General features: G+C 41.5%; 20 protein-coding genes and 2 pseudogenes. 7 read left to right on the forward strand and 15 right to left on the reverse strand.

Annotation, left to right across the window (positions count from 1 at the left end; genetic code table 11):
- Positions 1–118 precede the first annotated feature (118 nt).
- Positions 119–1417 (reverse strand): annotated as a pseudogene (locus LC605_RS20195) (DUF87 domain-containing protein); the annotation flags it as partial.
- 23 nt (positions 1418–1440) lie between these two features.
- On the opposite strand from LC605_RS20195, the gene LC605_RS33055 reads away from it, so the two are divergent.
- Entirely contained in the window at positions 1441–1566 is a 126-nt protein-coding gene (locus tag LC605_RS33055; protein ID WP_267868608.1) for a hypothetical protein, read from the forward strand.
- Positions 1567–1574: 8 nt separating this feature from the next.
- Here the strand turns inward: LC605_RS33055 and LC605_RS20200 are convergent, their stop codons facing one another.
- On the reverse strand, positions 1575–2369 hold the full coding sequence (locus tag LC605_RS20200; RefSeq protein ID WP_229549300.1) for a glutathione S-transferase family protein: 795 nt from the start codon (positions 2367–2369) through the stop codon (positions 1575–1577).
- A gap of 657 nt (positions 2370–3026) precedes the next feature.
- Between LC605_RS20200 and LC605_RS20205 the strand changes: the two genes are divergently transcribed.
- The gene (locus LC605_RS20205; protein ID WP_229549301.1) at positions 3027–3884 is read left to right on the forward strand and encodes a fasciclin domain-containing protein; all 858 of its coding nucleotides are present in this window, start codon (positions 3027–3029) and stop codon (positions 3882–3884) included.
- Positions 3885–4240: 356 nt separating this feature from the next.
- Positions 4241–4402, forward strand: a complete 162-nt coding sequence (locus tag LC605_RS20210; RefSeq protein WP_229549302.1) for a metallothionein — start codon at positions 4241–4243, stop codon at positions 4400–4402.
- Positions 4403–4766: 364 nt separating this feature from the next.
- On the opposite strand, the gene hemL is transcribed toward LC605_RS20210, so the two are convergent.
- Positions 4767–6065: a glutamate-1-semialdehyde 2,1-aminomutase gene (gene hemL, locus LC605_RS20215; RefSeq protein ID WP_229549303.1), complete on the reverse strand. Its 1299-nt coding sequence runs from the start codon at positions 6063–6065 to the stop codon at positions 4767–4769.
- Positions 6066–6172: 107 nt separating this feature from the next.
- On the opposite strand from hemL, the gene LC605_RS20220 reads away from it, so the two are divergent.
- Together LC605_RS20220 and hisIE are read left to right on the forward strand one after the other, a co-directional pair.
- Entirely contained in the window at positions 6173–6361 is a 189-nt protein-coding gene (locus LC605_RS20220; RefSeq protein WP_229549304.1) for a ChaB family protein, read from the forward strand.
- Positions 6362–7008: 647 nt separating this feature from the next.
- Complete coding sequence (gene hisIE, locus LC605_RS20225) at positions 7009–7659, forward strand: bifunctional phosphoribosyl-AMP cyclohydrolase/phosphoribosyl-ATP diphosphatase HisIE (RefSeq protein WP_229549305.1); 651 nt, start codon at positions 7009–7011, stop codon at positions 7657–7659.
- Positions 7660–7677: 18 nt separating this feature from the next.
- On the opposite strand, the gene LC605_RS20230 is transcribed toward hisIE, so the two are convergent.
- The gene (locus LC605_RS20230; RefSeq protein WP_229549306.1) at positions 7678–7968 is read right to left on the reverse strand and encodes an MFS transporter; all 291 of its coding nucleotides are present in this window, start codon (positions 7966–7968) and stop codon (positions 7678–7680) included.
- A 685-nt stretch (positions 7969–8653) separates the two neighbouring features.
- On the opposite strand from LC605_RS20230, the pseudogene LC605_RS20235 reads away from it, so the two are divergent.
- Positions 8654–8845 (forward strand): annotated as a pseudogene (locus LC605_RS20235) (DUF2811 domain-containing protein); the annotation flags it as partial.
- Between the two features lie 410 nt (positions 8846–9255).
- Here the strand turns inward: LC605_RS20235 and LC605_RS20240 are convergent.
- Complete coding sequence (locus tag LC605_RS20240) at positions 9256–9975, reverse strand: response regulator transcription factor (RefSeq protein ID WP_229549307.1); 720 nt, start codon at positions 9973–9975, stop codon at positions 9256–9258.
- 646 nt (positions 9976–10621) lie between these two features.
- Between LC605_RS20240 and LC605_RS20245 the strand changes: the two genes are divergently transcribed.
- Positions 10622–11248: a CPP1-like family protein gene (locus LC605_RS20245; protein ID WP_229549308.1), complete on the forward strand. Its 627-nt coding sequence runs from the start codon at positions 10622–10624 to the stop codon at positions 11246–11248.
- A 467-nt stretch (positions 11249–11715) separates the two neighbouring features.
- On the opposite strand, the gene LC605_RS20250 is transcribed toward LC605_RS20245, so the two are convergent.
- The 10 genes from LC605_RS20250 to LC605_RS20295 form a co-directional block, all read right to left on the reverse strand.
- Positions 11716–12144, reverse strand: a complete 429-nt coding sequence (locus LC605_RS20250; protein ID WP_229549309.1) for a putative toxin-antitoxin system toxin component, PIN family — start codon at positions 12142–12144, stop codon at positions 11716–11718.
- A complete protein-coding gene (locus tag LC605_RS20255; RefSeq protein ID WP_229549310.1) occupies positions 12144–12365 on the reverse strand; it encodes an AbrB/MazE/SpoVT family DNA-binding domain-containing protein in 222 nt (73 codons plus the stop codon). Before LC605_RS20255 ends, LC605_RS20250 begins: the two co-directional genes overlap by 1 nt.
- Positions 12366–12777: 412 nt before the next feature.
- Positions 12778–13464, reverse strand: a complete 687-nt coding sequence (locus LC605_RS20260; RefSeq protein WP_229549311.1) for an HAD family hydrolase — start codon at positions 13462–13464, stop codon at positions 12778–12780.
- 246 nt (positions 13465–13710) lie between these two features.
- Positions 13711–14796: a 4-hydroxyphenylpyruvate dioxygenase gene (gene hppD, locus LC605_RS20265; protein WP_229549312.1), complete on the reverse strand. Its 1086-nt coding sequence runs from the start codon at positions 14794–14796 to the stop codon at positions 13711–13713.
- A 106-nt stretch (positions 14797–14902) separates the two neighbouring features.
- Positions 14903–15607, reverse strand: coding sequence for an SDR family oxidoreductase (locus LC605_RS20270; protein ID WP_229549313.1), 705 nt, complete (start codon positions 15605–15607; stop codon positions 14903–14905).
- A gap of 230 nt (positions 15608–15837) precedes the next feature.
- Positions 15838–16992, reverse strand: a complete 1155-nt coding sequence (locus tag LC605_RS20275; RefSeq protein WP_229549314.1) for an NYN domain-containing protein — start codon at positions 16990–16992, stop codon at positions 15838–15840.
- A gap of 461 nt (positions 16993–17453) precedes the next feature.
- A complete protein-coding gene (locus LC605_RS20280; protein WP_229549315.1) occupies positions 17454–19703 on the reverse strand; it encodes a peptidase domain-containing ABC transporter in 2250 nt (749 codons plus the stop codon).
- A 207-nt stretch (positions 19704–19910) separates the two neighbouring features.
- Complete coding sequence (locus LC605_RS20285) at positions 19911–20318, reverse strand: hypothetical protein (RefSeq protein WP_229549316.1); 408 nt, start codon at positions 20316–20318, stop codon at positions 19911–19913.
- 679 nt (positions 20319–20997) lie between these two features.
- Positions 20998–21525 carry a hypothetical protein gene (locus tag LC605_RS20290; RefSeq protein ID WP_229549317.1) on the reverse strand — a complete coding sequence of 176 codons (528 nt, stop codon included), beginning with the start codon at positions 21523–21525 and terminating at the stop codon, positions 20998–21000.
- A 346-nt stretch (positions 21526–21871) separates the two neighbouring features.
- Entirely contained in the window at positions 21872–22459 is a 588-nt protein-coding gene (locus LC605_RS20295) for a DUF4360 domain-containing protein (RefSeq protein WP_229549318.1), read from the reverse strand.
- Positions 22460–23368 lie beyond the last annotated feature (909 nt).

A 23368-nucleotide genomic window follows, 5' to 3' on the forward strand; every position in this document is an offset into this window, starting at 1 on the left:
TTTTTTCAAGGTTGCGGCTATTAGTTTTTTATGATCTATATTTTGAGTCATTCTTCTGTTTGCGATTTTTTATTCTCTGGAAATATCTAATTGGGTTTTTCGCCGGAAAATAAAACATAATCATCAATGGCGTTGGGCGATCGCTAGCATTTTTGCTTTGCAGGAATTTATCTGCTTTTTTGACATAATGCTCGTGAATACGTCGGGTGATCATATTCGTCACCAACATATAAGAGAGCATATTAGACTGGGAACCAAATTCTATCACAACATTCTTCCCAGATTCCAGACATTGCACAATTTTATCAATGTAATTCTGGGGGCAAATCCCTCGCATATACTTTAACTTTTCTAAGCGTAAAAGTTTGCGCTGTAAAGACGTAATTGAACCTGCATGTCCCGGCTTTTCGTCGCAAAACATTTTAATGTCGTCGCCAGTCATATTAAACAACTGAAGAATCCAAGATTTCCCAAGCTCATTGCACAGAATGCTAGCGTTATCTAATGCCGCATCCGATAGTCCCAAATCTCGACCGCATAACTTAATATCTTCAACTTCTATTTGCTCGTAGCTTAGATAAAGTTCTTGAGCATCACGCACACCCCGACGCTTTGTCGAATCCGGATCGAGAGTGTAGACCTCAACTTTACTAGGAAAAAGTTGCTTTAAACCCTTAACAGTACTGACGTTTTTACCTTCTGCAACTGCTTCCCAGCCATACTCAGAGTGCATATCAAAAATCAAGTTTACTGCCGCATTTTTACGGATAACGCCAGCTAAAAGTAGCCGTGTTAGAAAGGATTTACCAGTACCAGATTTCCCAAAAACCCCATTACTTCGTTCTACAAAGCGGTTCAAATCTATACAAACGGGCACATCCATATCCAAAGGCTTACCGATGGAAAAATTACGCCTTTGGGGGTCGTCTTCCCAACCAAACACCCGGCGAAAATCTTCAACATTTGCTTCGTACACTTGACTAAAGTGGCTAGGAATAGTTTTAACAGGCAACAATTCCATCGTAGTACTGGTTTGTGGCACAAATGAAGCCAAACCCGTCAGCGATGGGACAAAGGGATTTGCCGATTTGGCGTTTGTGGGAGAGAAAGATTCTTCAGATTCGGGAGTGAACATCAACATCGGCGCGAGGTTGATAGTACCATATGTACCACTTCCGGCTAAAACATCTCGTAAAAAAGTATCTTCCCAACTGGGCGGATTAGCAATAATTCGGGCATTAGCAGCTCCCAATGCTACATCTGTCAGCATACAAAAAAAGCGCGATCGCATCCCTTGGACAACGAGAAACTTACCTACCCGCATATCTTCTACAGAAATGTCAGGATGCAATCGTACTTCTAACCCTTCAGTCAGAGAACCTTGAATTACCGAACCTAATGGCTGTACCAAATTCATCTAGTTAATTACATGATTGTCATTTGTCATTGGTCATTGGTCATTGGTCATTGGTCATTTGTCATTGGTCATTGGTCATTTGTCATTTGTCATTGGTCATTGGTCATTGGTCATTCTCCCCTTATTGGCCCAAGCCCCATGCTCCATAACTCATTATCTAGTCAATTTGAATTGAAGTTGGCGCACTTCCCGATGATGCAGTTGTACTAATTAAAGGTTTGCGGAATTGGGCGTAAAGGCGATCGCGCCAGGTAAAGAATGGTTCATAATCTATATTCTCTGCAAAGATTGGCAATCCTTTACCTCTAATAGAAGCTGGTAAATCTAGATAGGGGCCAGGGGGGAACTTGAGCAATATCGATAAGCCAGCCACCGCTAAGTCAGCTAAAGTCGGCTCATCTCCTGTTAAATAAGGACTATCTGCCAATAATAATGTTAACGCTTGTAAGTCTTGTTTTAAGGATGCGATCGCTGACTGGATCACATCTGGGCTGTAACCTACGCCAAAACCGAACACTGTCAGTAAATCACTAGGTACTCCTTCAACCAGACTTTTAAATATATCTGGTGTGGAGGTGGGTAATAAAGACTTGCGGAAATTTTGATCTTGACTTATGGCAGCAAATAGTGCTTTGCGACCTTTAATGCCTATGGACTCATCCGCCCATTCTTCTATCAATAAAGTTAAACCCAGTTGTTTGGGATCTTGGGGTATTATTGGGCGATCGGGATACTCCAAGTCTAAATACTTAGCTATTTCCGTAGAATCCGCAATATATCTATTACGATCCTTTAATACTGGGACTTGTCTTTGACCAGTCAGCCGGAACAGTTCTACTTGTCCAATCCCAGGTGTAACCTCTATTTTGCGGTAATCTAGTCCTTTAAAATCTAGAATTAGGCGCACTTTCTCCGAGTATTGAGATAGTTCCCATTGGTATAATTCCAGCATATTCTATACCTTGTAACTGGCTAACTTCTTAACTTTAACAATTGTATCTTTAGTTAAAGTAATTTTTCTTGCCATTAAACCACGTCGTTCTTGAAACCTGTAGTTCAACCCTTTTCAAAAAGATTTACCCTCATCCTCCAACCCCTTCCAATACTGCGTAGGTTTTTAATATTTGTAGGTTGGGTTGAGCGCAATGAGAAACCCAACAAACCACGCTCTTCGGTTGGGTTTCGTTCCTCAAACGCCACGTGCTTCAAGTCGGGGAACCCGCCCAACGCAGTGGCTCCCCAACCTACACATTTTTTAAGGGGGGTTAGGTTTTGGAGCTTTTGGTGTTAGCAATAATACTTTTCAAACAACCTCTAAGGGCACAGCAATGTTCCCTAGCCCGTGGTGTATTTACCTGAAAATAGCTGTAAAATCTCAAATAATTAAATCCCGATTGGTGTGATGGAGAAAGTTTGCTCAATTTACATTCAATATATGCTACATATATTTAATCCTTGTCAAGAGTGAGCCGCAGCTATAGATTATATCTCACCAAAACAAAATCTTCTTCTGGGAAAAAATCTAACTTTTCTCTTTGGTTAGACTTTCTGTATAGCAAAATGTTATAAATCTTTATGTAATGTGTGGACAAAAAGAAAAACAAAATTTATGAAGACAAATTACAGCAAATTGCTGACCACGTTGGCAGGCATAGCGGGATTTACTAGTTTCAGCGTCCTCACTACTTTACCATCTGATGCGAAATCAGCACTAAATCCTAACCCCAGTATTTTCAACGAAGCCCCCTATAACCAGAGCCAAGGTCTTCAAATCGATGCTCAACACACACCTGGTGAGGCCGCTTCCCAAATAGAAAAGAGCAATACCAAAGGCAAACAAGTAGCGCAGAAGAGTGGTGGAACACTAAATCCCAGACCAAGTATTTTCAACGAGCCTCCCTATAACCGTGGTAGTGCTACACCCACTGAACCTGCACCCCGCACCCCAGAGACTACCCCGGAAACTAAACCTACCACATCACCAACAGTAGTACCATCCACAGACACACCTACTCCAACTCCACCAGGGCCAGGCGCAAGGGACAATCAAGGCAAAAACTTGTTAGTATTGGCAGAGTCAAACGCTTCCTTTACCACCTTAACCAAGGCTTTGAAAGCAGCAGGTTTGACCGGGACTTTGCAAGGCAAAGATAACTTAACTATTTTTGCACCCACAGATGCTGCTTTTGCTAAGTTGCCACCAGATGCTCTGCAAGAATTGTTAAAACCAGACAACAAAGAAGTATTGATCAAAATCTTAACTTACCACGTAGTGCCTGGTAAGGTATTGTCCCCGGACTTGAAGTCTGGCGAAGTTAAAAGCCTTGAAGGCGGCACAATCAACGTTAAAGTTGATCCTGCTACCGGTGTAACTGTTAATGATGCTAAAGTAACGCAGGCAGATATCACAGGTAGCAACGGTGTAATTCACGCAATTGATCAGGTTATTTTGCCTCCTGACTTGTAGTTGTTGGGTATCAGTACAATGGGTAGCATACTAGGTTAGCACCAAATATTAATAGGAGAAAATCCCGTTCAGATGTTAATTTTGGACGGTTTTTTTAATGGTGAGTTAAATTACAACCCCGCCTAAAAACTGTCCTCAGCGTTCGAGCCTTCCTTTGTAAGTGGGTAACAAATCAAACTATGTTACAATCTGTAACAATAATTAAGAATTTGTAGTACGAGGCTCCAGCCCTTACTACAAACCTTTAATTATTCACGCTCAGTGACTTAAATAATAAGTCTTTACATGACAGCCTAGCAGACAGAAATAATTTCATGTATCGTTAGAGTAATTTCAACAAGAAACGGGAGAAAGTTATGACAACCATAACCCAAATGAAATGTGCCTGTCCGACTTGCCTGTGTATTGTTTCAGTCGAGGATGCTATTAAAGAAGACGGCAAATACTTTTGCTCTCAAGGCTGTGCGGAAGGTCACAAAACTATCAAAGGCTGTAGTCACAACGGCTGCGGCTGTTGAGTATTACAGAGTTGCTGTTCGCCCTTGGCATCTCCCCTTCTCTAGGAAACGCTCCTTCTCATTGGGAGAATTTCACATTGCGATGTGAGTCTGACACCCTAAGCGTTCTGGAAGAATGGTTTGGAAGTCAGGAAGTTATACAGAATAGACAAATTAAATATGCGTTATCCAAAACTCTTGTAGAGACCTAGCACTGCTACGTCTCTACAAGAGTTTTCACTTTTATGTCTAATATCAACGACCGAAGTTCACATGACTCGGAAACTGACACTCCGACTTGTTGCGATCGCGCACAGGAGTAATATAATTCGCAGTCAGCAACGCTGTAGGCGTTGTCTTTACTGAGTACTCAGCACTTTTTTAGTTACAGGCTAGACATAACATCCCGTGCAACTGCTAAAGTCTGCTCAATATCCTCTTCAGTGTGAGCAAAAGACGTAAACCCAGCTTCAAACTGAGAAGGTGCTAAGTAAACACCACGCTCTAACATTCCGCGATGGAAGCGTCCAAATTTGGCTGTATCTGACTTTTTCGCATCTTCGTAGTTATGAACTGGGCCAGAGGTAAAGAATAAGCCGAACATCGCGCTGATTTGACCGCCGCAAGCCGCATTACCTGTTTCTTTGGCAATTTGTAGTAAACCATCTTCTAGCTTTTTAGTAATCCGCTCAAGATACTCGTAAGTACCTGGCTTTTGCAGCAATTCTAAAGTCTTAATACCAGCAGTCATTGCCAAAGGATTACCAGAAAGAGTCCCAGCTTGATACACGGGGCCGGCGGGCGCAACCATTGACATAATATCACGGCGACCACCATAGGCTCCTACTGGCAAACCACCACCAATAACCTTACCCAAGGTTGTTAAATCGGGAGTGACGCCAAATTTTTCCTGAGCGCCACCGTAAGCAATGCGGAAGCCTGTCATCACCTCGTCAAATACCAATAATGCTCCATGATCGTGAGTCAGTTCCCGTAAGCCTTCTAGAAATCCAGCATCAGGCGGAATAAACCCAGCATTACCGACCACTGGCTCAAGAATGACGCCAGCAATCTCGTCGCGGTTTTCTTCAAACAAGGCTTTGACGGCTTCCAGGTCATTGAAAGGTGCAGTTAGAGTAGTGCTAGTTGCGGCTTTCGGAACTCCTGGTGAGTCTGGCAAGCCAAGTGTGGCAACACCAGAACCCGCCTTCACTAGAAACGTATCGGCGTGTCCGTGGTAACAGCCTTCAAATTTGATGATTTTATCTCGGTTAGTGAAAGCCCGCATCAGCCGCAAAACTCCCATACAGGCTTCAGTTCCAGAGTTGACAAATCTGACCATTTCGACACTAGGAACGGCATCGATGACCATTTCTGCCAAAACATTTTCTAGGACTGAAGGAGCGCCAAAACTGCTGCCTTTTTCTAATGCCTCATGCAACGCTGCAATTACTTCTGGATGAGCATGACCGCAAATAGCTGGGCCCCATGTACCTACATAGTCTATGTATTGATTGCCATCTACATCCCAAATGTATGCACCTTTAACACGATCAAAAACAATGGGTTGTCCGCCCACAGATTTAAAGGCACGAACTGGAGAACTTACTCCTCCTGGCATCAGGTTTTGAGCAGCAGCGAAGACTTCTTGTGATTTTGTTGTTTTAATTGTGGTATTTACCAAGGTTCTCTCCCAACAGTAGGCGATAAAAAGCTATATCTTAGGATAGGGTCAAAAGTTGCTTAGAACTTCTATCGTATAAAAATAGATAAATTAGAAAAATAACAAATATGTTATATAAGTCGAATAAAGACTTGCCTTTAGATATTCAAACTCGATTATCTGAAGCATACCAGGATCTTTACCGAGCAGCTTTTAATTCAGCGATTCATTGGTACGGCGAAGCCTCAAAAGCTCACAAAGTCGCGTTAAGTGCTGTTAAGATACAGTCTGCTATGGAACGGAATGCTCTTGTTTAGGGCTAGTAGTCTGCCATATCAACTTTGCTAGGTATCTAAAAATTTGACAAAATCAAAAAACTTTTCCCTACTCCCCACCCTCACCCAGCAATTTTGGGTTGATCGCGGTTTGCAGTTGAATACAGCACAAACCTAACCCCCAACCGCTTTCCTACTAGGGTTGGGGAGCAAGACTCAAAGCCTCTCTCCTTGTAGGAGAGAGGAATGGAAGTGAGGTCAAAACTGTACTGTACCCAAGCCAGAAGAGCTATAGTACTGTGTCAAGCAAAGTTTGAAGGGTAAGGAAACGAAACGCAAAAGACGCAAAGGAAGAAGGAAAAGAGAGAAATAAAAAGTTGATTTACCAAGGAAAGTTGGGTTGATGCAGCAGGGCTATTTCATTCTCATCTAGCCCGCCTCAGAATGAATTCACCAGTCTAATAGCGAAAGTAGTCTAAAGACTACTGAGAAAAGGTTATAGTCCGTTTTGACGGACTTTAGCTATGAGCCAGGAACTTCAGTTCCGGGCGGCTTACGTCTAGAATGAAATAGCTCTGGTTGATGGAGTACTAGATAAGATAGTTCAATTCAAAAAAACATACCACCTGCCCTATTGTGAATGCTATTGTGAATCCATGAATTATTCTCATTAGAGCAAACAATCTGGTATGTCTTCTAACGATCCGCACTCATTACATTACGCCATTCCTGTTAAGGAAATTCGCTACGATGAACGGGGTCTAGTACCTGCAATTATCCAAGATTATTTGGATGGGACTGTCCTGATGATGGCGTGGATGAATCAGGAGTCGTTACAAAAAACTTTGGAAACTGAAGAAACTTGGTTTTGGAGCCGTTCCCGGCAAGAATTATGGCACAAGGGGGCGACTTCTGGACATATTCAAAAAGTGCAAAGTATCCGTTATGACTGTGATAGTGATGCGCTGCTCATAGGGGTAGAGCAATTAGGAGATGTTGCCTGCCATACTGGAGAACGCAGTTGCTTTCACCAAATAGAAGGGAATATTGCCCCACCACCAGGGGATACATTGTCGCAATTATTTCAGGTAATATGCGATCGCCGCGATCATCCGATTGAAAGTTCTTATACCTGTAAACTATTTGCAGGTGGCGATAACAAAATTTTGAAAAAGATCGGTGAGGAAACTGCTGAGGTGGTAATGGCCTTTAAGGATGATGAAGCAGATGCGATCGCTGGTGAAGTGGCTGATTTGCTGTATCATACTTTGGTTGCCTTAGCTCACCATCAAGTTGATCTAAAATCTGTGTATCGCAAGCTCCAAGAACGTCGTCAATAGAGGATAAAACAAGTCATCTTACCTCCAGGAGTTTGTTACCAAAATAGTAAAATTATTGGTTGCAGCTAAAACTAAAGAAGCAATTACTGAAATCGCCGTCGCTAGCAACAAAGTGCGGCGGCGTCCCCAGTGTCCAGAATCAGCCAAATAACCACCTACAATCCGCCCGATAACGCCGGAAATCGAAGCACTACCCAAGGCTACCCCAACGCTGGTTGCAGAGAAACCAAGTTGATTGACAAAAAAGATGGGGGCGTAAAACAGGGTAAAGCCGATGCCAACTTGCGAGAAGAATCTACCTATTGCCAAAATCTAGACTTGAGGATGTATCGAGGGTAGCCACGATGATAACTCACCTTGAGAAGCTAATAGGACTTACACAACTGGCATATTATTTTTAGTTTGTAGTGAGGACTTTAGTCCTCAAAATCAGGACTTTAGTCCTCACTACAAACTAAAAGCTTTTATTTTTTGTGACACTTGCGTAAGTCCTAGCTAATTTCATCCGGGAAAATGTCATAGTTTGGTGACATTTTGGTAATTCTTATCATTGACTGCTATTTTTCTCACTCATTCCACAAGGTTTCCACAGGTATTTTCGCAGTTTTCCACAGGTACTCTACGGACTAATGCACTTCTTACCGTCTGGCTGGGGATTGTTAATTAACAGTGGCAAGGAACTTCTAAGACTGAGTTTTTGTAAAGTAAAGTAACAGATAATAGACTCAAAGGCTTATTCTTTCGTTCGTATTTATTTTTTATACAATCGTTTTTAACATTTCGCAGCATTGACAAACCCACCCCCTCTTGGCGCACAATGATGCGGCTTGCTTTTGTAATCCGTTCAACCGTTGGCATCAAATGTGTAAAAAATCTTACCACCAGATGTGGGCGCAGATTGTCGGACTAGCAAAAGAGCGTGTGAGGTAGGCTAATTGCCGCTTCACCGCAAGCAACTTGTCCCTCTTGATTGTCCTCATAGGAGGAAAATCTCATGAAAGCAACGGTTAGCATCTTTACAGAAATTCCCGAAACACTTCACGAATCCTTAAAAAACTACTTAGAAACCCATCCTGACTGGGATGAAAACAGAGTATTGACGGCGGCGCTATCATTGTTTTTACTCCAAAATGGAGATAGCGATCGCCGTGCGGCCCGAGTCTATCTGGAAACTTTGTTTTACCACTCCTCCGTAGAAATGCCCAGGAGCGATTCACCTGCAACAGCTAATCTACTAGACACCCCATAGGTACTGGTACGAAGGGCGTTATTTTCGCTCATGCCCTAATATGGGCATGAGCTAATGGTGATCGACCATTTTGAAGCAAAATTACAACAAAAAAGATCAGTAGATTCTGATCTGGAAAAAGATTGCAATAATTTGTTTCTCCTGTTGCTAAAACTAGTAGTTTATCAAGTTTAAATTGACGGGAAGCAAGTTGGTAGTAAGGACTGAAGTCCTTATTTTTTAAGCACTTATGAGGAATATCTACCTATTCTGATTGTCTAAATTTGTCTTTTAGTAAAACCAAAGAAATTCACTAATCACTCCTCCAAGAGTCAACAGTCAAGAGTTAAAAACTCTAGACTATAAACTCAGGACTTGCCTTCCAACTGCTGGGAGTGACTAGGAGATTCAAACTTATACCCTACGCCACGTACAGTTTGAATTAATGCAGGCTGACTAGCATCAATTTCAATCTTCTTGCGAATTTGGCCGATATGGACATCTACAACCCTTTGGTCGCCGACATATTCGTAGTCCCACACCTCTTGAATTAGTTCTGCACGTCGCCAAACTCGACCTGGATGACTGGCTAAAAAATGCAACAAGTCAAATTCCAAAGCAGTTAAGAGTACTGGTTGGCTATTAAGTGCTACCTCCCGTCGCACTGGATCAATCATCAGTTTTTCAAATACCAAGCGTTTCTGCTCGGCTGTAGTTATCACTCGCTGACGCCTCAAAATAGCTCCAACTCTGACTTCTAGCTCTCCTAGCCCAAAAGGCTTGGTGAGATAGTCGTCAGCACCTTTAGCAAAGCCGCGAATTTTGTCAGCTTCGTCAGCACGGCTAGTTAACATCAAAACAAAAACACCATTACGACTTTGCATCTCTTGGCAGAGGTTAAACCCAGTTACATCTGGTAAATTCACATCTAGAATCACCAAATCAGGGTTAAATTGCTCAAATAGAGTCAAGGCTGTCTTTCCGTCTTCGGCAGCCTCCACCTGATAGTTCTGCTTAATCAAAAACCGTTGGATTAAATTGCGAACCGCAGGGTCGTCGTCAACTACAAGAATCTTGGCAGGAGCCATGACCATTTCTTTGCACAAAAAATCGTAAGATTAACAAGAGGGTTGCGTAAAAACGCAGTTGCCACTTTGGGACTAACTAAGAATCTACATGGCTAGGGTATAAGAATCCTGATTATTCAAAAATAAATACTCTAATCATGATTGTGGGCGATGAGAACGCAAAATTGCTGTTAGGCACAGTATATAAGCGCTCTGACTTTAGCCGCTACAGTTCTTGACACTAAAGCACCTTCTTGATCCCAGTTAGGTGGTAACCTAAAACGTTTCAATTTTAAATCGATATGTGGATATATACCACAAGCGATTATTCAGTATAATTAAAAAAGCTCTGTTAGGGCACAGTAAGTTGCCAAACCTGAAACAGTAAAGTTGATTTCTTCATAAACACTATGGATTTTAGGTACTCTCCGTTCAGATTCTAGATTAAAGCGAGAACTTGACAACGACATGAGGGTATACACTGAGTTATGGCGATATGTTAAAGTGACTATAGTTGAAATTACAAAGTCGATCAAACTAACACGTGCTACTATCCTGGTAGGGCATAAAATAGATCGAGACTTGACTTTCGATCAAAATAAAACCTAAAGCTGTTTTTTCTTCTACAAAAGACTGCCGCTGACTGAGGCTGAAGTAACAAACTCCCATGAGCGATCAAAATCCCTACGAAAAACTTGGGGTATCAGAAGACGCTAGCTTCGATGAAATTCAAGACGCTCGGAATCGCCTATTCGAACAACATAGTGGCGATGCCAAGTATTTAGAAGTAATTGAAGCGGCTTACGATGCGATTTTAATGGATCGCTTACGGATGCGCCAGGAAGGTAAAATTAAAGTCCCTGAGCGCATTCGGTTCCCAGAGTTGCGAGTGCAATCGCCTCCTAAAGAAAGTCCAATCCCTCGTGAGCAGTCACCTGCATGGCTGCAACGGATGCTCGATCAACCAACCCCTGCGGATATTCTTTTACCAGGAGCTTGGTTTCTTGGTTTGAGTTCTATTAGCCTGTTTTATCCAGAGGGAGGCGATCAGGTTTTGCAGCTAGCATTGGTGGTTGGGGTAGGCACCAGTATTTACTTTCTCAATCGCAAGGAAGGAAAATTTGGCCGAGCAGTTCTGTTCACCCTGGTCAGTTTAATAATTGGCTTAATCGCTGGGGGACTAGTTGCTACGTGGCTGATACCACAAATATCATTCCTCAATCTGTCATCGAATCAGTTTTCTACTGTGCTGACATTTATATTGTTATGGTTGGTTAGTAGCTTTCTACGCTAAATCCATACCTATAAGCAAGTTTCTATAAATTGGTCATTGGTCATTGGTCACTTGTAATTTGTCATTAGTAAAGATTTTAAGCCTATTTATGTTTCGTAACATAGGTTGATTTTTTCGCGCCAACTTACTTATTTTAATTTTCACAGGACTTACGCAAAAATTCCTAAAAAGCTTAATTTCTCGAACCGCCTTCTCTTCTTAGGCTGACGCCAACGCGGAGCGTAAGAAGAGAAGAGCGCCGAGAATTCGTAGAATGTGCGTAAGTTCTATTTCAACCTGAATGAACATTCAGGTTAGGGACTTCCAAATGGGGACACCAGTCACTGCTGCTTTCTCAAAGCCGACAGTACGCCGGATCATTGCCTGAAATACGGGGATGCCTCCATTCAACAAATCCTGACGCAGTGTTTCACCTTCCTTGCTGAGATAGGGAGAAACAATACCTCATTTAGCCATCACCGGAAAAATTAGGGTGACTGACCATCAATAACATTTAGAAAATCTTCAGCCGTGATAATTGGGCAAGAAAAATTATCTTTTAGACTGAGTAAATCGCGATCACCCGTCACGAGATAATCAGCCTCACTGACCACAGCCAAAAGTAAAAAAGGCACATCAAACGGATCACGACATTCAGGAATTACAGGCAAGCGGTCGGGCATCGCTACAGCTTCACAAAAGAGTATGTAATCCGATAGTAAATCTTCTTGCTCAGTTGATGTGAGCTTAAACTTTGGATAAGCCAGCACTCGGATTAACTCAGTCGTTGTCGCTTTAGAAACCAGGGGAGTGAAGAGATCGTCCTGCCATGCCAAACGAAGCTTAGATACTCTGCTCCCAAATATCAGCGCCGAGATGATGATATTAGTATCAATTACCACCCGTGGACAAACCATTACGACTGACGCGCCCAAGCCACTGCATCAGCAACATCCTGCTCACTCAGCCCTAAATCCGCGAGCTTAGATCGAACTGCATCAGCGCGATGAATTTTTACAGGAGTCAGAATAATTTGCCTGCCCTCCAACCTTACCTCAAAATACTCAGCCTCTCCGATTTCACGAGTAATACTTTTAGGCAGCGTTAGTTGATTCTTAGAAGTTAACTTGGCGAGCATGACTTGCCTCCTAGCATTTGCCATCAAAAGTAAGGAATCCTTACTTGAGCATATACATCCTACCTTACTAAATCTAAGCGTAATAAATAACCCCACCCTAACCCTCCCCGAAATCGGGGAGGGAACTGGATTTTTCCCTCTTTGCTCTTCGTTCGGCGACTTTGGGGAGCCAGTGCGATCTTCTCCCAACTCTTACGAGACGCTCCGCGTTCACGTAGTGTCTCGTAAGAGTTGGCGCTAGCCTCTCCCCTTGGGAGAAGGGGAGAGGCCAAAGGCGATAGCGCAGCGTTAGCTCCCCAAGTAGAGCATTTGGCGTGTGGGGTCAAATTCTATGCAACTTCACAAAGAATTGGGATTAACCCAAGGGTATTGCCTTATTACCTGATATCTTCCACCATTCTCAATAACCGCCTCAGAATGAATTTGAGCTTAATAGCTCGACAGCAGTGCTAAAATCCTTAACAATTAAGTCAGGGTGGTAAAGTTCTAATTGGGTGCGATCGCGAATCCCACATTCCACAGCCATCACTTTAATACCATAATTTTTCGCAGCAGTGATATCGGCTTCCGTATCTCCCACCATCCAGGTATCAGCAGCCGGGGGTAGTTCTTCTAATGCTCTTGCCATTAATAAGGGCTTATCTTCAATATCGCGGGTTTTAACGTAGTCGTTACTAAGACAATAACAACGATTTTCCGGAAAAAATCTGCTTAAATCGGATTTTTTCAAGGCATAATCTAGTTCTCGAACTCGGCGCATGGTCATAACTGCTAAATCAATTCCAGCTTGTTGAACTTTTAACAGTGCATCCACAGCGCCTGCTGCAAGAGTATCATACTCGAAGTAAGGTTGTGTATGTATTGTTTGCCGCCTTAACTGGTCGAATTCTTGCGCTTGGGCCTCGTCTAAGCCAGAATTCAAGGCAATTTGTTTTTCGGGAACACGCGATCGCTTTAACTGCCAAAATTCCGCTTTCGGAAGTTCTTGCACTACTTGGTCTGGGCGACGGGTTTTCTCCAAGCAAAATTGATAAACTCGGTAGTACCGTTCGGAAACGTCAATAATTGGGCCGTCGAAGTCAGTAATCAGTCTTAGCATCGGCGGGAATGTTAATTTTTATTAAAATTATCTCAGATCTATGGCTGTTTTTTGAGACTATCAAGTTTAGCTAAGTACAGATGCAGCATAAAATCGTGGTGAATTGAGGGTTGAAATTTAAACGCAAAGGGGAGGCAGCGCGTTGCGGGGGTTCCCCCCGTTGTAGCGACTGCCGTCGCGCAAAGGGAAGCGCAAAGGAACGCAAAGAGAATTCGCTACGAATTAATGAAATGTTGTACTCAGGCATCATTGCAGGGTACCACGTTTGATTTGTTCGCTTTCGATAGCTTCAAATAAAGCGCGAAAGTTACCTTCGCCAAAACCTTTAGCTTGAAAACGACGTTCAATAAACTCAAAGAAAAATGTCGGCTGTTCAAAAATGGGCTGGGTGAAAATTTGCAGTAGTAGGGGCGCGGTTTGTTGTGCCCCTACGGGAGTGTATTCTTGCCAATCCACCAGAATTTCCTGTTGAGCGATCGCTTCCAGTTCTAAGGGTGATAGGGTGAGTCCTGGACGCTGTTTTAGCTGCGAGTAGTAACTTTGAGGAACCGAGAGTAAGGATAAACCACTGGCACGAAATTTAGCGATCGCACTCACAAGATTAGTTGTCCGCAAGGCAATATGTTGAATTCCCGGTCCCCGATTGACATCCAGAAATTCCTGAATTTGAGAATTTTGGGAAGCTGGTTCATTAATTGGCAATTGGACGCTACCGTTGCGTGAAACCATCACCTGGCTGTGTAAAGCAGAACGATTGGTTTTAATTTTAAATGCTTGTTGAGGTTGAAAATCTAAGATATTTTCGTACCAAGTAACGGCACTATCCAATTCACCAACTGCTACGTTTAGCACTATGTGATCTATGGCGGTAAAAGTGTTGTCATTTGTCCTTTGTCCTTTGTCCTTTCTGTTAGTTACAAATGACGACGGACAAATGACCAATGACCTTTCTATTAATGTATGAGTCAGTCCACCCCAGGCGGCAATTTTGCCACATTTGAGGAATGTCGTACCTATCTGGCGTTCTTGGATGGGTTGTAGGATGGTAGCACCGTTTTTTTGAGCCAGTGCGATCGCGCTTTCAACGTCTTCCACAGCAAAGGCGACATCTGCCACACCAGGTGGATATTGACGCAGAAACTCAGCTACTGGACTTGTAGGCAACAGTGGTGAAGACACAAAAAAGCAGACAGCACCATTTTTCACCACTTCTGTACAAGTGTGAAATGAACTGGTGCGATCGGTTACTGCTTGAAAACCAAGATGGTATACAAACCAATCTCGCCATACTTTGGCGTCTTCTACATAGAAATGAATATGATCAATTTTCATAGATACAGAAAATCCAGCATAACAGTTTATATATCTGTAAATTTTGCCTTTTTTGCTAGATTTTCACGTCCTTCCTAAGCAAGAATTATGTAGGCGTACTCCCACATTAAAAAAACAGATGACTATCAGGTTGGATATTAATTTCCATTGGCACAGCTTCCGGTTCGGCAGAAAGGGCAAAGAAAATCGCATTGGCAGCAGTTTCAGGACTGAGCATTTTTTTCCGGTCTACTTTTAGGTTGACGTTATCCCAGAAAGGAGAATCTACCCCACCAAAGTAGAATAGCGTGAACTTGATACCAAAACGCTTTAGTTCCTCTGCCATGCACTTGCTAAAACCGACAACACCAAACTTGGAAGCAGAATAAGCCGATGCCATCCCCATCGAATGCTTGCCCAGAATTCCTACTACATTACAGATGTGACCAGACTTGCGCTTTTGCATCTCTTCAGCAGCCGCCTGAGTGGTGTAAAAGCTGCCTTTTAAGTTGACATCTAGCATCTTGTCTAAATCAGCAGGTTCCAGGCTGTTGTAGGGCTTGAGTATACCAGCACCAGCTGCATTCACTAAAATATCGATTTGACCAAACTCAGCAATAGTCTTTTTAATCAAAGTATCTACCTGTTGGGGGTCAGTAATATCCGTGGGAACGCTCAAAACTTGCTCTGGTAAATCATTTGCCAGTGTTGTTAAACGAACCACATCTCTCGCAGCCAGTACCAACCGGACTCCTGTGGGCGCAAGTTTATGTGTTAAAGCTGAACCAATACCACCAGTAGCACCGACAATAACAGCAACTTTTTCTTCCATCGTATTATTTACATTTATTTACATCTTTTTACATAATACTGAATTACAGGCTCAGGTTGTATGTAAGTAGGTCGGCGCAATTAAAGCTAACTGGCTAAGGCTGTCATTTGTCATTGGTCATTTGTCATTTGTCATTTGTCATTTGTCATTAGTAAGGGTTTTAAGCTTATTTACGTTTCGTAACATACTTGGTTTTTTTGCACCAATGTACTTAGACTTCCAGAAAGTATTTACTTGCAGAGTAGCGCTGTTACCTCATATTCCTTGCCACTTGCCTTTAATCTAAATGCGGGAGATGATTCTAGATAATTGGTAAAATTGGAACCTAACTTTAGTTTCTTAATAATTGAATTAGGAGATTCTCCGGTTATTTTCTGTATCTCTGTACCTAGCTTGGACACAGATAATTTCGTATTGGGAGAATTTATTTGGCTATGGTGAATTATTTCCAAGAGGAATTTATCTAATGTTTCTCCATTAGAAATTTGCGCAAAATCTTCTTTTTTTACTTCTTGAATAGATTCGGGAAATGAGTTATCTAAAACTGGGATTATTTGCTCAATTTCTGGTTGTTTTGGATTCTCTTTAATATTAATGTCACATCTTTCTTGAAATAAAGTCGCAATTGCCACTAAGCTGTTTAAGCGAGCATTGATTGATTCCTGTTCAGTTGTAATTAAATCTTGAATTGTATTAACTACTTTTTCCAAGGATGGAACTTCTGTTGCCATTGCTAAGGAATAATGAGTAATTTTACTAGTATTTCGATTGTCTATATGCAAATTTTGCCCTTGTCTACGTACCCAATAGACCATTAATCCCTGGTTTTGGAGTTGGTTACAAAGGTGGATCAAAATTCCATCACTAGAACAGACTAATATTTCTTTAACTGTTGGATAAAAGCGTAAAACACAAGAACCAAATGCGATCATTTTTGCATCAGCACCGTCCTTGCCTCCAGGTACATGAACAAGTTGATAGCCACGGCTATACAGTTCAACATCTTGCTTTCCAATGCTGGGGTTTCTCCAGTTAGCAAATGCTATTTTAACTTGGAGAGGATACTCACAGACACTGGCTAAAAATAGTTCTGAATTAATATCTAGTTTTAAGTTTTCTGCATCCAAAAGTAGAAGTGAGATTCCTGTATCTAATTGATGTTTAATTTCAGCTTTTTGTTGAAATTTTTGGATAAATTGGCTAAAGACAGGAGATTCTAGGCAATCAGGCGATAATATAGTTTGTAGCAGTTCTTCAGCTAATATAAAATTAAAAGACCTAAGACTTTTGTCTTTAACTTTTTCTTCTGATAGGTTTTTTGGTAAAAAAAGCTCTCTAGCTTCACGTATAGATACTTGAGTGTGCCCGTTGCTGTTAGCAATCAAGTCAGTTTCCAAGGAATGAGAGAATACAGGCTCAAGGAATTGTTTACCACAATTTTTGCAGAGGTAATTCTGCTTGTCATTCCGACGACCATTTTTACGATATGAAGTAGATTCGCACCGGGGACATTTCATCTTATGATTCAGGTGGTCTAGAGCAGATACTTTTCTTTAAGTATACAGTATAAAAAGGTACTGTCAATATTAGTTAGATTGTATTGCTCAACACAAGAAAGACTCAAAGCAAGCGGAAATTAAATTCAACATCATTTCTATCTCGTCGCACTGTCAGCAGCAGATGCGATTACAAACTTAGTACAACATTTCATTAGTTCGTAGCGAATTCTCTTTGCGTTCCTTTGCGCTTCCCTTTGCGGCCCTACCCTGCGGGAAGGCGAAGCGCCTATGCGTTTAAATTTCAACCCTCAATTCACCACGATTTTATGCAAAGCTGTACTTAGGACTTACGCAAAATCATGAAAAAACGAACCGCCAAGTACGCCAAGTACGCCAAGAAAGAAGAGTTGCAGAGAGTTTTTGCGTAAGTCAGGAAAGTGATTTTTTGTAACAATATCATCTAAAAAGTCTAAATGGTTGCCTGGAATTTGACGTAACTGTTCTGGTGTACCTTGAATTTGTAAGCGGCCTTGTTCTAGCAGTACAATCCAATCGGCTCGCCGGATAACTTTCGGACGGTGACTAATCAAAATAGTCGTTTTACCCCGACGAGAATAAAGTAATCTATCCAGGACTTCTGCTTCACTTACCGGGTCGAGTGCGCCCGTAGATTCATCTAAAATGAGAATAGGTGGCTCAGTAACTATTGCCCTTGCGATCGCTAACCTTTGCCGTTGTCCGCCAGAAAGATTCGCACCAAATTCTCCCAAAACAGTTTGATATTTATCTGGTAATTTGCTGATAAACTCGTCAGCACCAGCGATTTGACACGCTTTGACAATATCTTCAAAACTGATGTTAGCATAGCTGAAGCGAAAGTTTTCAATAATTGAACGACTCCAGAAGTGCGGTTCTTGAGGTACTAACACCACCTGTTGGCGCAGACATTCCAAAGAGAGGTCTTGCTGGTTATAAATACCATAGCGAATATTACCAGACTCGACTTTATATAAACCAGTAATCACTTTAGCTAGAGTACTTTTACCACATCCAGATTTACCAATCAAAGCAATGACTTGACCGCCAGAAAGAGTTAGAGAAAAATCTTGTAACAGGTCAACTCTACCTGCATGGTGAAAGTTGACTTGAGTGCAAGTAATATCTGCATTACCGTGAATTTCTGCCCAAGGCTTTTTAAAATCATTTTCGTCTTCTGGGGTAGCGTCAATAACTTCTGTTAAACGTTGAATAACTATTTGGGCAGTGATAAACTCATCTACTAAGCCGATGGCAGCACCTAAGAAGCCAATAAAATTGCCACTCATACCGTTATACGCGATCAATTGACCGATTGTTAAGGTGCGATTAATTACTAAATAGCTACCCATCCAGAGGATGCCAATACTAATGAAAGTGGAAAGAATGCCAGTAAGTGTACTGCTATAAAGTCCCAGTTTCATCAGATTCCAGTTCAAGTTGGCAAGACGACCATAATTGCTTTGGTATTCTTCCCAAGCTTGGGGAGTGGCTTGGGTGGTTTTTAATATTTGGACGCCGCGAAATGTTTCCACCAAAAAGCCTTGATTTTCTGTACCAGAAACAATCATATTGCGGGTTTTCTGGCGTATTGCCGGTAAGAAAAGCAAGTTAACACCTGTGACAATAATAAATGCAACTATAGAAGCTAGAGTTAATTCCCAACTGTAAAAGAGCATAAAGCCCAAGGAAACTACAGCAACAAAAAATTGACTGGGTAATCCGAGGACAATTTGGGAAACTAAGTTATTGATGGCGTTGACATCAGCAATGCGGCTGACTACTTCTCCACTCCGCCGTCCTTCAAAGTATGACAGGGGTAAATGTAAGAGTTTGTGTCCGTATTCTAGAATTAATCCTAATTGGAATTTTTGACCAAAGTGACCAATGAGGTGAGATTGGACTAAACTAATGGCACTTCTAATTAAATTCATGGCAATCACGCCAATTGCCACAGTGGTTAGTAGTTGGGTATCTCCCCGTACTAACACATCATCGGTTAGTAGTTGCATCATGAAGGGAGATGTTAAAGAAAGCAGTCCAATGACGATGTTAATGGCGATCGCTTGGGCGAGAATAAAGCGATAGGGCCAAACCCGTTGCAAATATTTTCCCAGACCGCCAATTTTATCTGATTCTTGTTGATAAAAACGACTGTCGTCTGGGGTCAGCAGTAACATCACGCCATTACCCCAACCTGCAACTAACTCTTGACGAGTCAGGTAACGGATACCAACACCAGGGTCGGCGACGACGTATTTTTTGCCTTTTTGTCCGTATAAAACTACCCAGTGGTAGCCTTTCCAGTGGATAATAGCTGGTAAGGGAGCTTGCTGTAATTGGTCGAGTAGTTGGAAATTGACTTTGACTTGGCGAGCATTGAATCCTACCACTTCTGCACCTCGCTTCAATCCCAGCAAGGATGTTCCTCTCGATCCAGTACCTACGGCTTCGCGGACGCGGTTAATGGCAAATGTGCGTCCGTAGTGTTTGGCAATGGTCGCTAGACTTGCTGCACCGCAGTCTTCTTCACTGTGTTGGAGGACTATTTGATATTTCATTTTCAGGTGCAATTAATTATGGGTGAAAAAATACAGTCGGGTCATTTGACCCGACTTGATTGAGCGTTTAGCTTGTCATCTCAGACTTTTGATTGTTAGATTCTAGCTGCATAGCGATTCTCAAAATATTGCTACACATCAATTCCTCTATCTTTAAGTCAACATCTGTACCGAGCAAAGTTTCAGATAATTTATATTAGCCTCTTTTTAAGCAGTGACACGGTAGTACACATCATATCTTGATCCACTTCCAGATACTCGTACAATACTACCATTAGTTAGTCCTGAGACGGTAAAACTACCCAGAGGGTCGTCATTACCCAAGTCTTCATCAAAAAGAGCCACCACTGTAGAAGACCCAAATGTTCGCCCTCGGTTGACAGTTCTAGCCTGTCCTGTTGAAAAGCTTTTCGCACCCCAAATCTTCCTACCGCCGATTGTGATATATGTGTCGTCCTTGCCGATGAAATCTGCATCAGCCTTAATAGCTTGAATCTTCTCTATCAACACAAATTTGCCTCCTTCAATGACAGAGGCTTCTTCGGGTGTTAAGTCAGTCAAAAATTGTTCTTGAGTAATAACAGCAGCGTTAGTATTAGAAATCATGTTTAACATGGTTTTTATCCTTGATTCTAATTGACTGAAATTTCTGTAAAGAATTTTTTTCAAATCAACTTGTCACTGGAGTTTCGACTAATTTCAATGCTGAAACCTCAAAAGTATTACTAGACATTAAGTACAGTTAATTCACTCCATTTCTAGTCTATTTGGCACAGCGAACTCTCAAAGCTTTGCTGGTACTTGTATAAAGTAAATTGACTGAAGTTTTAATCGAAACTTCTATATTTATAAACAATCATACTACATAGCAACCAAACGGGTAATGGTTGCTTTATATATTGAAATAAAAATAGAGATAGTATGATGGCGATCGCATCATAGCGCGTTGCCAACTCTACGGCTTATCGGACGCGGTTAAGAGCAAATGTGCGTCCATAATTTTGGTAATAGTTGCAAGACTTGCTGTACCGCAGTCTTCTTTTCTGTAAAGCCTCTCTCCTCTTAGGAGAGAGGAATGGAAGTGAGGTCAAAGTGTATTGCATTCAAACGAGAAGCGCTATAGTACCGCAAGGCGGAAGTCACGCATTCACACATAATTGTATTCCAAGCTCTTGCGTCATTTGAAATGAGAGGCTCATTGACATAGGAGTGAAATTAAATATGCGTTACCCAGAACCCTTGTAGAGACGTAGCAGTGCTACGTCAAAACAATTCTTTTTGAGAGATGTCTATTTTATCGTTGTTGAAGTGCAAACTTCATCTCTGTCAACTCTAATTCTCCTCCCGTCGTAGTTAATACTAAATTAATGCCTAAAACACTTTTTTCTTTAGTTGTATAGTTAGTTGGAAGTATTTGATTAGTCAAATCAAACTTAATAGAACTTCCAGATTTCGGACTTTTATACAAAACGCGAGTTGGCCGTTCGCCAATTAAGAATGATGAGATAGCTACTTCTGCTGGTGCTTTTTTGACCTCACCTTTGAAAGCTAAAGCCACAAGCCTAAATTGCTTTTGAGTATTAGATGTATTAATTCTAATGATACATCTACGTCTTCGTGATTGTGCGTTTACAGTTATCTTAGTTGCAAGTGTAAACTGACTTGTTGTCCGATCATAATTTATATTACAGTCCTTATTAACAGAAAACTGCGGCTGGTTTTCTATTGAAGTCGCAAAGCTAGATGAATTGCCATCATAACAAGATAAAGAAAGTAAGCACATTAATATGAAAAAATTCCGTGCATCACTTAATCTCAACATTATTTGTTCTCCATCAACATAAATTTAGAATCTTCAAACATTCATCAAACAGCAATATTGGCGTTAGTCGTCAGAATCCAACTGAATTGGATTCTGATCATAAGTGGTGAAAGGCCACAGGGGGGCTAAGAATCTCTTAAAGTCCCCCAATTTATCGGGGGATTTAGGGGGATCTAAAAAGTTAGGAGACTAAACCAGTAGTTTGAAAACACGCCCTAGCACCAAGGGGGTTTCCACGCCACTCTACTGTATTGCTCTATGAGACGCTATGCGTGCTTGCTTGGACATAGGAGTATGCTTTGAATTCAAAATTCAAATCTTCTTCAATCCCACAAAAATAAGCAAATTAGCAAGGTCTTAGGTTGATACGAAATATTACACTCCCAGCATTGAGATCGGCTGAATCAACAACAATAAAACTTCCTAGTGAGGATTGTGCAATCAGATTAATACCTAATTGTCCTTGTCCACCACATGAAGCAGATCCAACAATCAGATCATCTTGCTCCTGAAAAAGAGGATTGCTAGCTACAAACTGGGTAGTTTTAGGGGGAGCCGAGGCTATACCAAGACCACCACCAGTAAAGATATAGCCTCTGCTTAAGCTCGTACCTCTACTTCCCGAATCAACATCAGTACTTCCTTGGTATAGTATCTGTACATTTTGAACGTTGAAGCCACTGGGAATAATAGTATTAATACGTAAAATACACCTTTGACGCTGACCATTAGATGCATTCATGTTATTCAAGATGATCGATAAGCTTCTACCGTCAGGTCCAAGAAGCTGACCTTCAACAATACATCCACCAGACCCAATTACCCTTTCAAAAAAAATACTAGGGGAATGTTGAGCCAAAGCCTTGTTGGCAATCATGTTTATTCCAACAATTGTCGATACAGATAGCAATACACCAATTTGTTTAAAGTTCATATGGATTGTACTCATGTGATTAGAGTTATTTTTTGATGAAAAATGCAGTCAGATGCATCTTTGCAAACTACTCAACTAGTGCAGGCAAAATCGCTAGAAGCACTAAGAGGATGTTTGAAAAGTCGCAAAGTATACTACGAACCCCGCTTCCATTCCTCTCTCCGAAAGGTCAAGAGGCTTTGAAACCCCTATTCACTTCAACAGTTATCAGTTAATTTTTCCGTTGGGAGTTAGAGTCCCCCATTTTTCTCGCATGGAGTGTTTCAGTCGGGGTCAAATCCTCGACTGAAACTGTGATAACTGATAACTGTTCACTGATTTAAGGGTTGGGGGGTTAGGTTTTGGAGCTTTTGGTGTTAGCAACAATACTTTTCAAACAACCTCTAATGTCGATGCTGAAAGCTCAAAAGTATTACTAGAGATGAAGTAGAGTTAATTCATTCCATTTTTAACGTAGTTGACACAGCAAAATCTCCAAGCCTTACTAGGATTTAAGTAAGTCAGGGTTAAAAAATCCACTTATGTGGCGAAACTGAAAATCAGGGAACAGGTTAGAATTAGGTCACTACAACTTTGTATCAACAATACTACTATACGGTAACTAGGCAGTTGATTACTGTGTAACATATTGAAATAAACATAGGGGTAAGTAACTGTGCAGAATTATTTACACATGAGTTTCTAGTCTGGCTCAGGGTTGTATATCTTAATTGAGTGTTGTAAATATTTATTAATTTTATACCCATATATACTCATGAACGGTAATATGGGTAGATGAAATGATCAGATTACGCCAAAAAAACAGGGATAAGTTACAAAACAGCGCATCGTTGGTGGAAAGCTGGACAACTAAAAGGTTATCAGATTCCAACGACAGGGACTATTATTATTGAGTCTGGTGATCCAGTA

Origin of the sequence: Nostoc sp. CHAB 5836 (assembly GCF_020829445.1) — a bacterium.
Lineage (GTDB): Bacteria > Cyanobacteriota > Cyanobacteriia > Cyanobacteriales > Nostocaceae > Nostoc.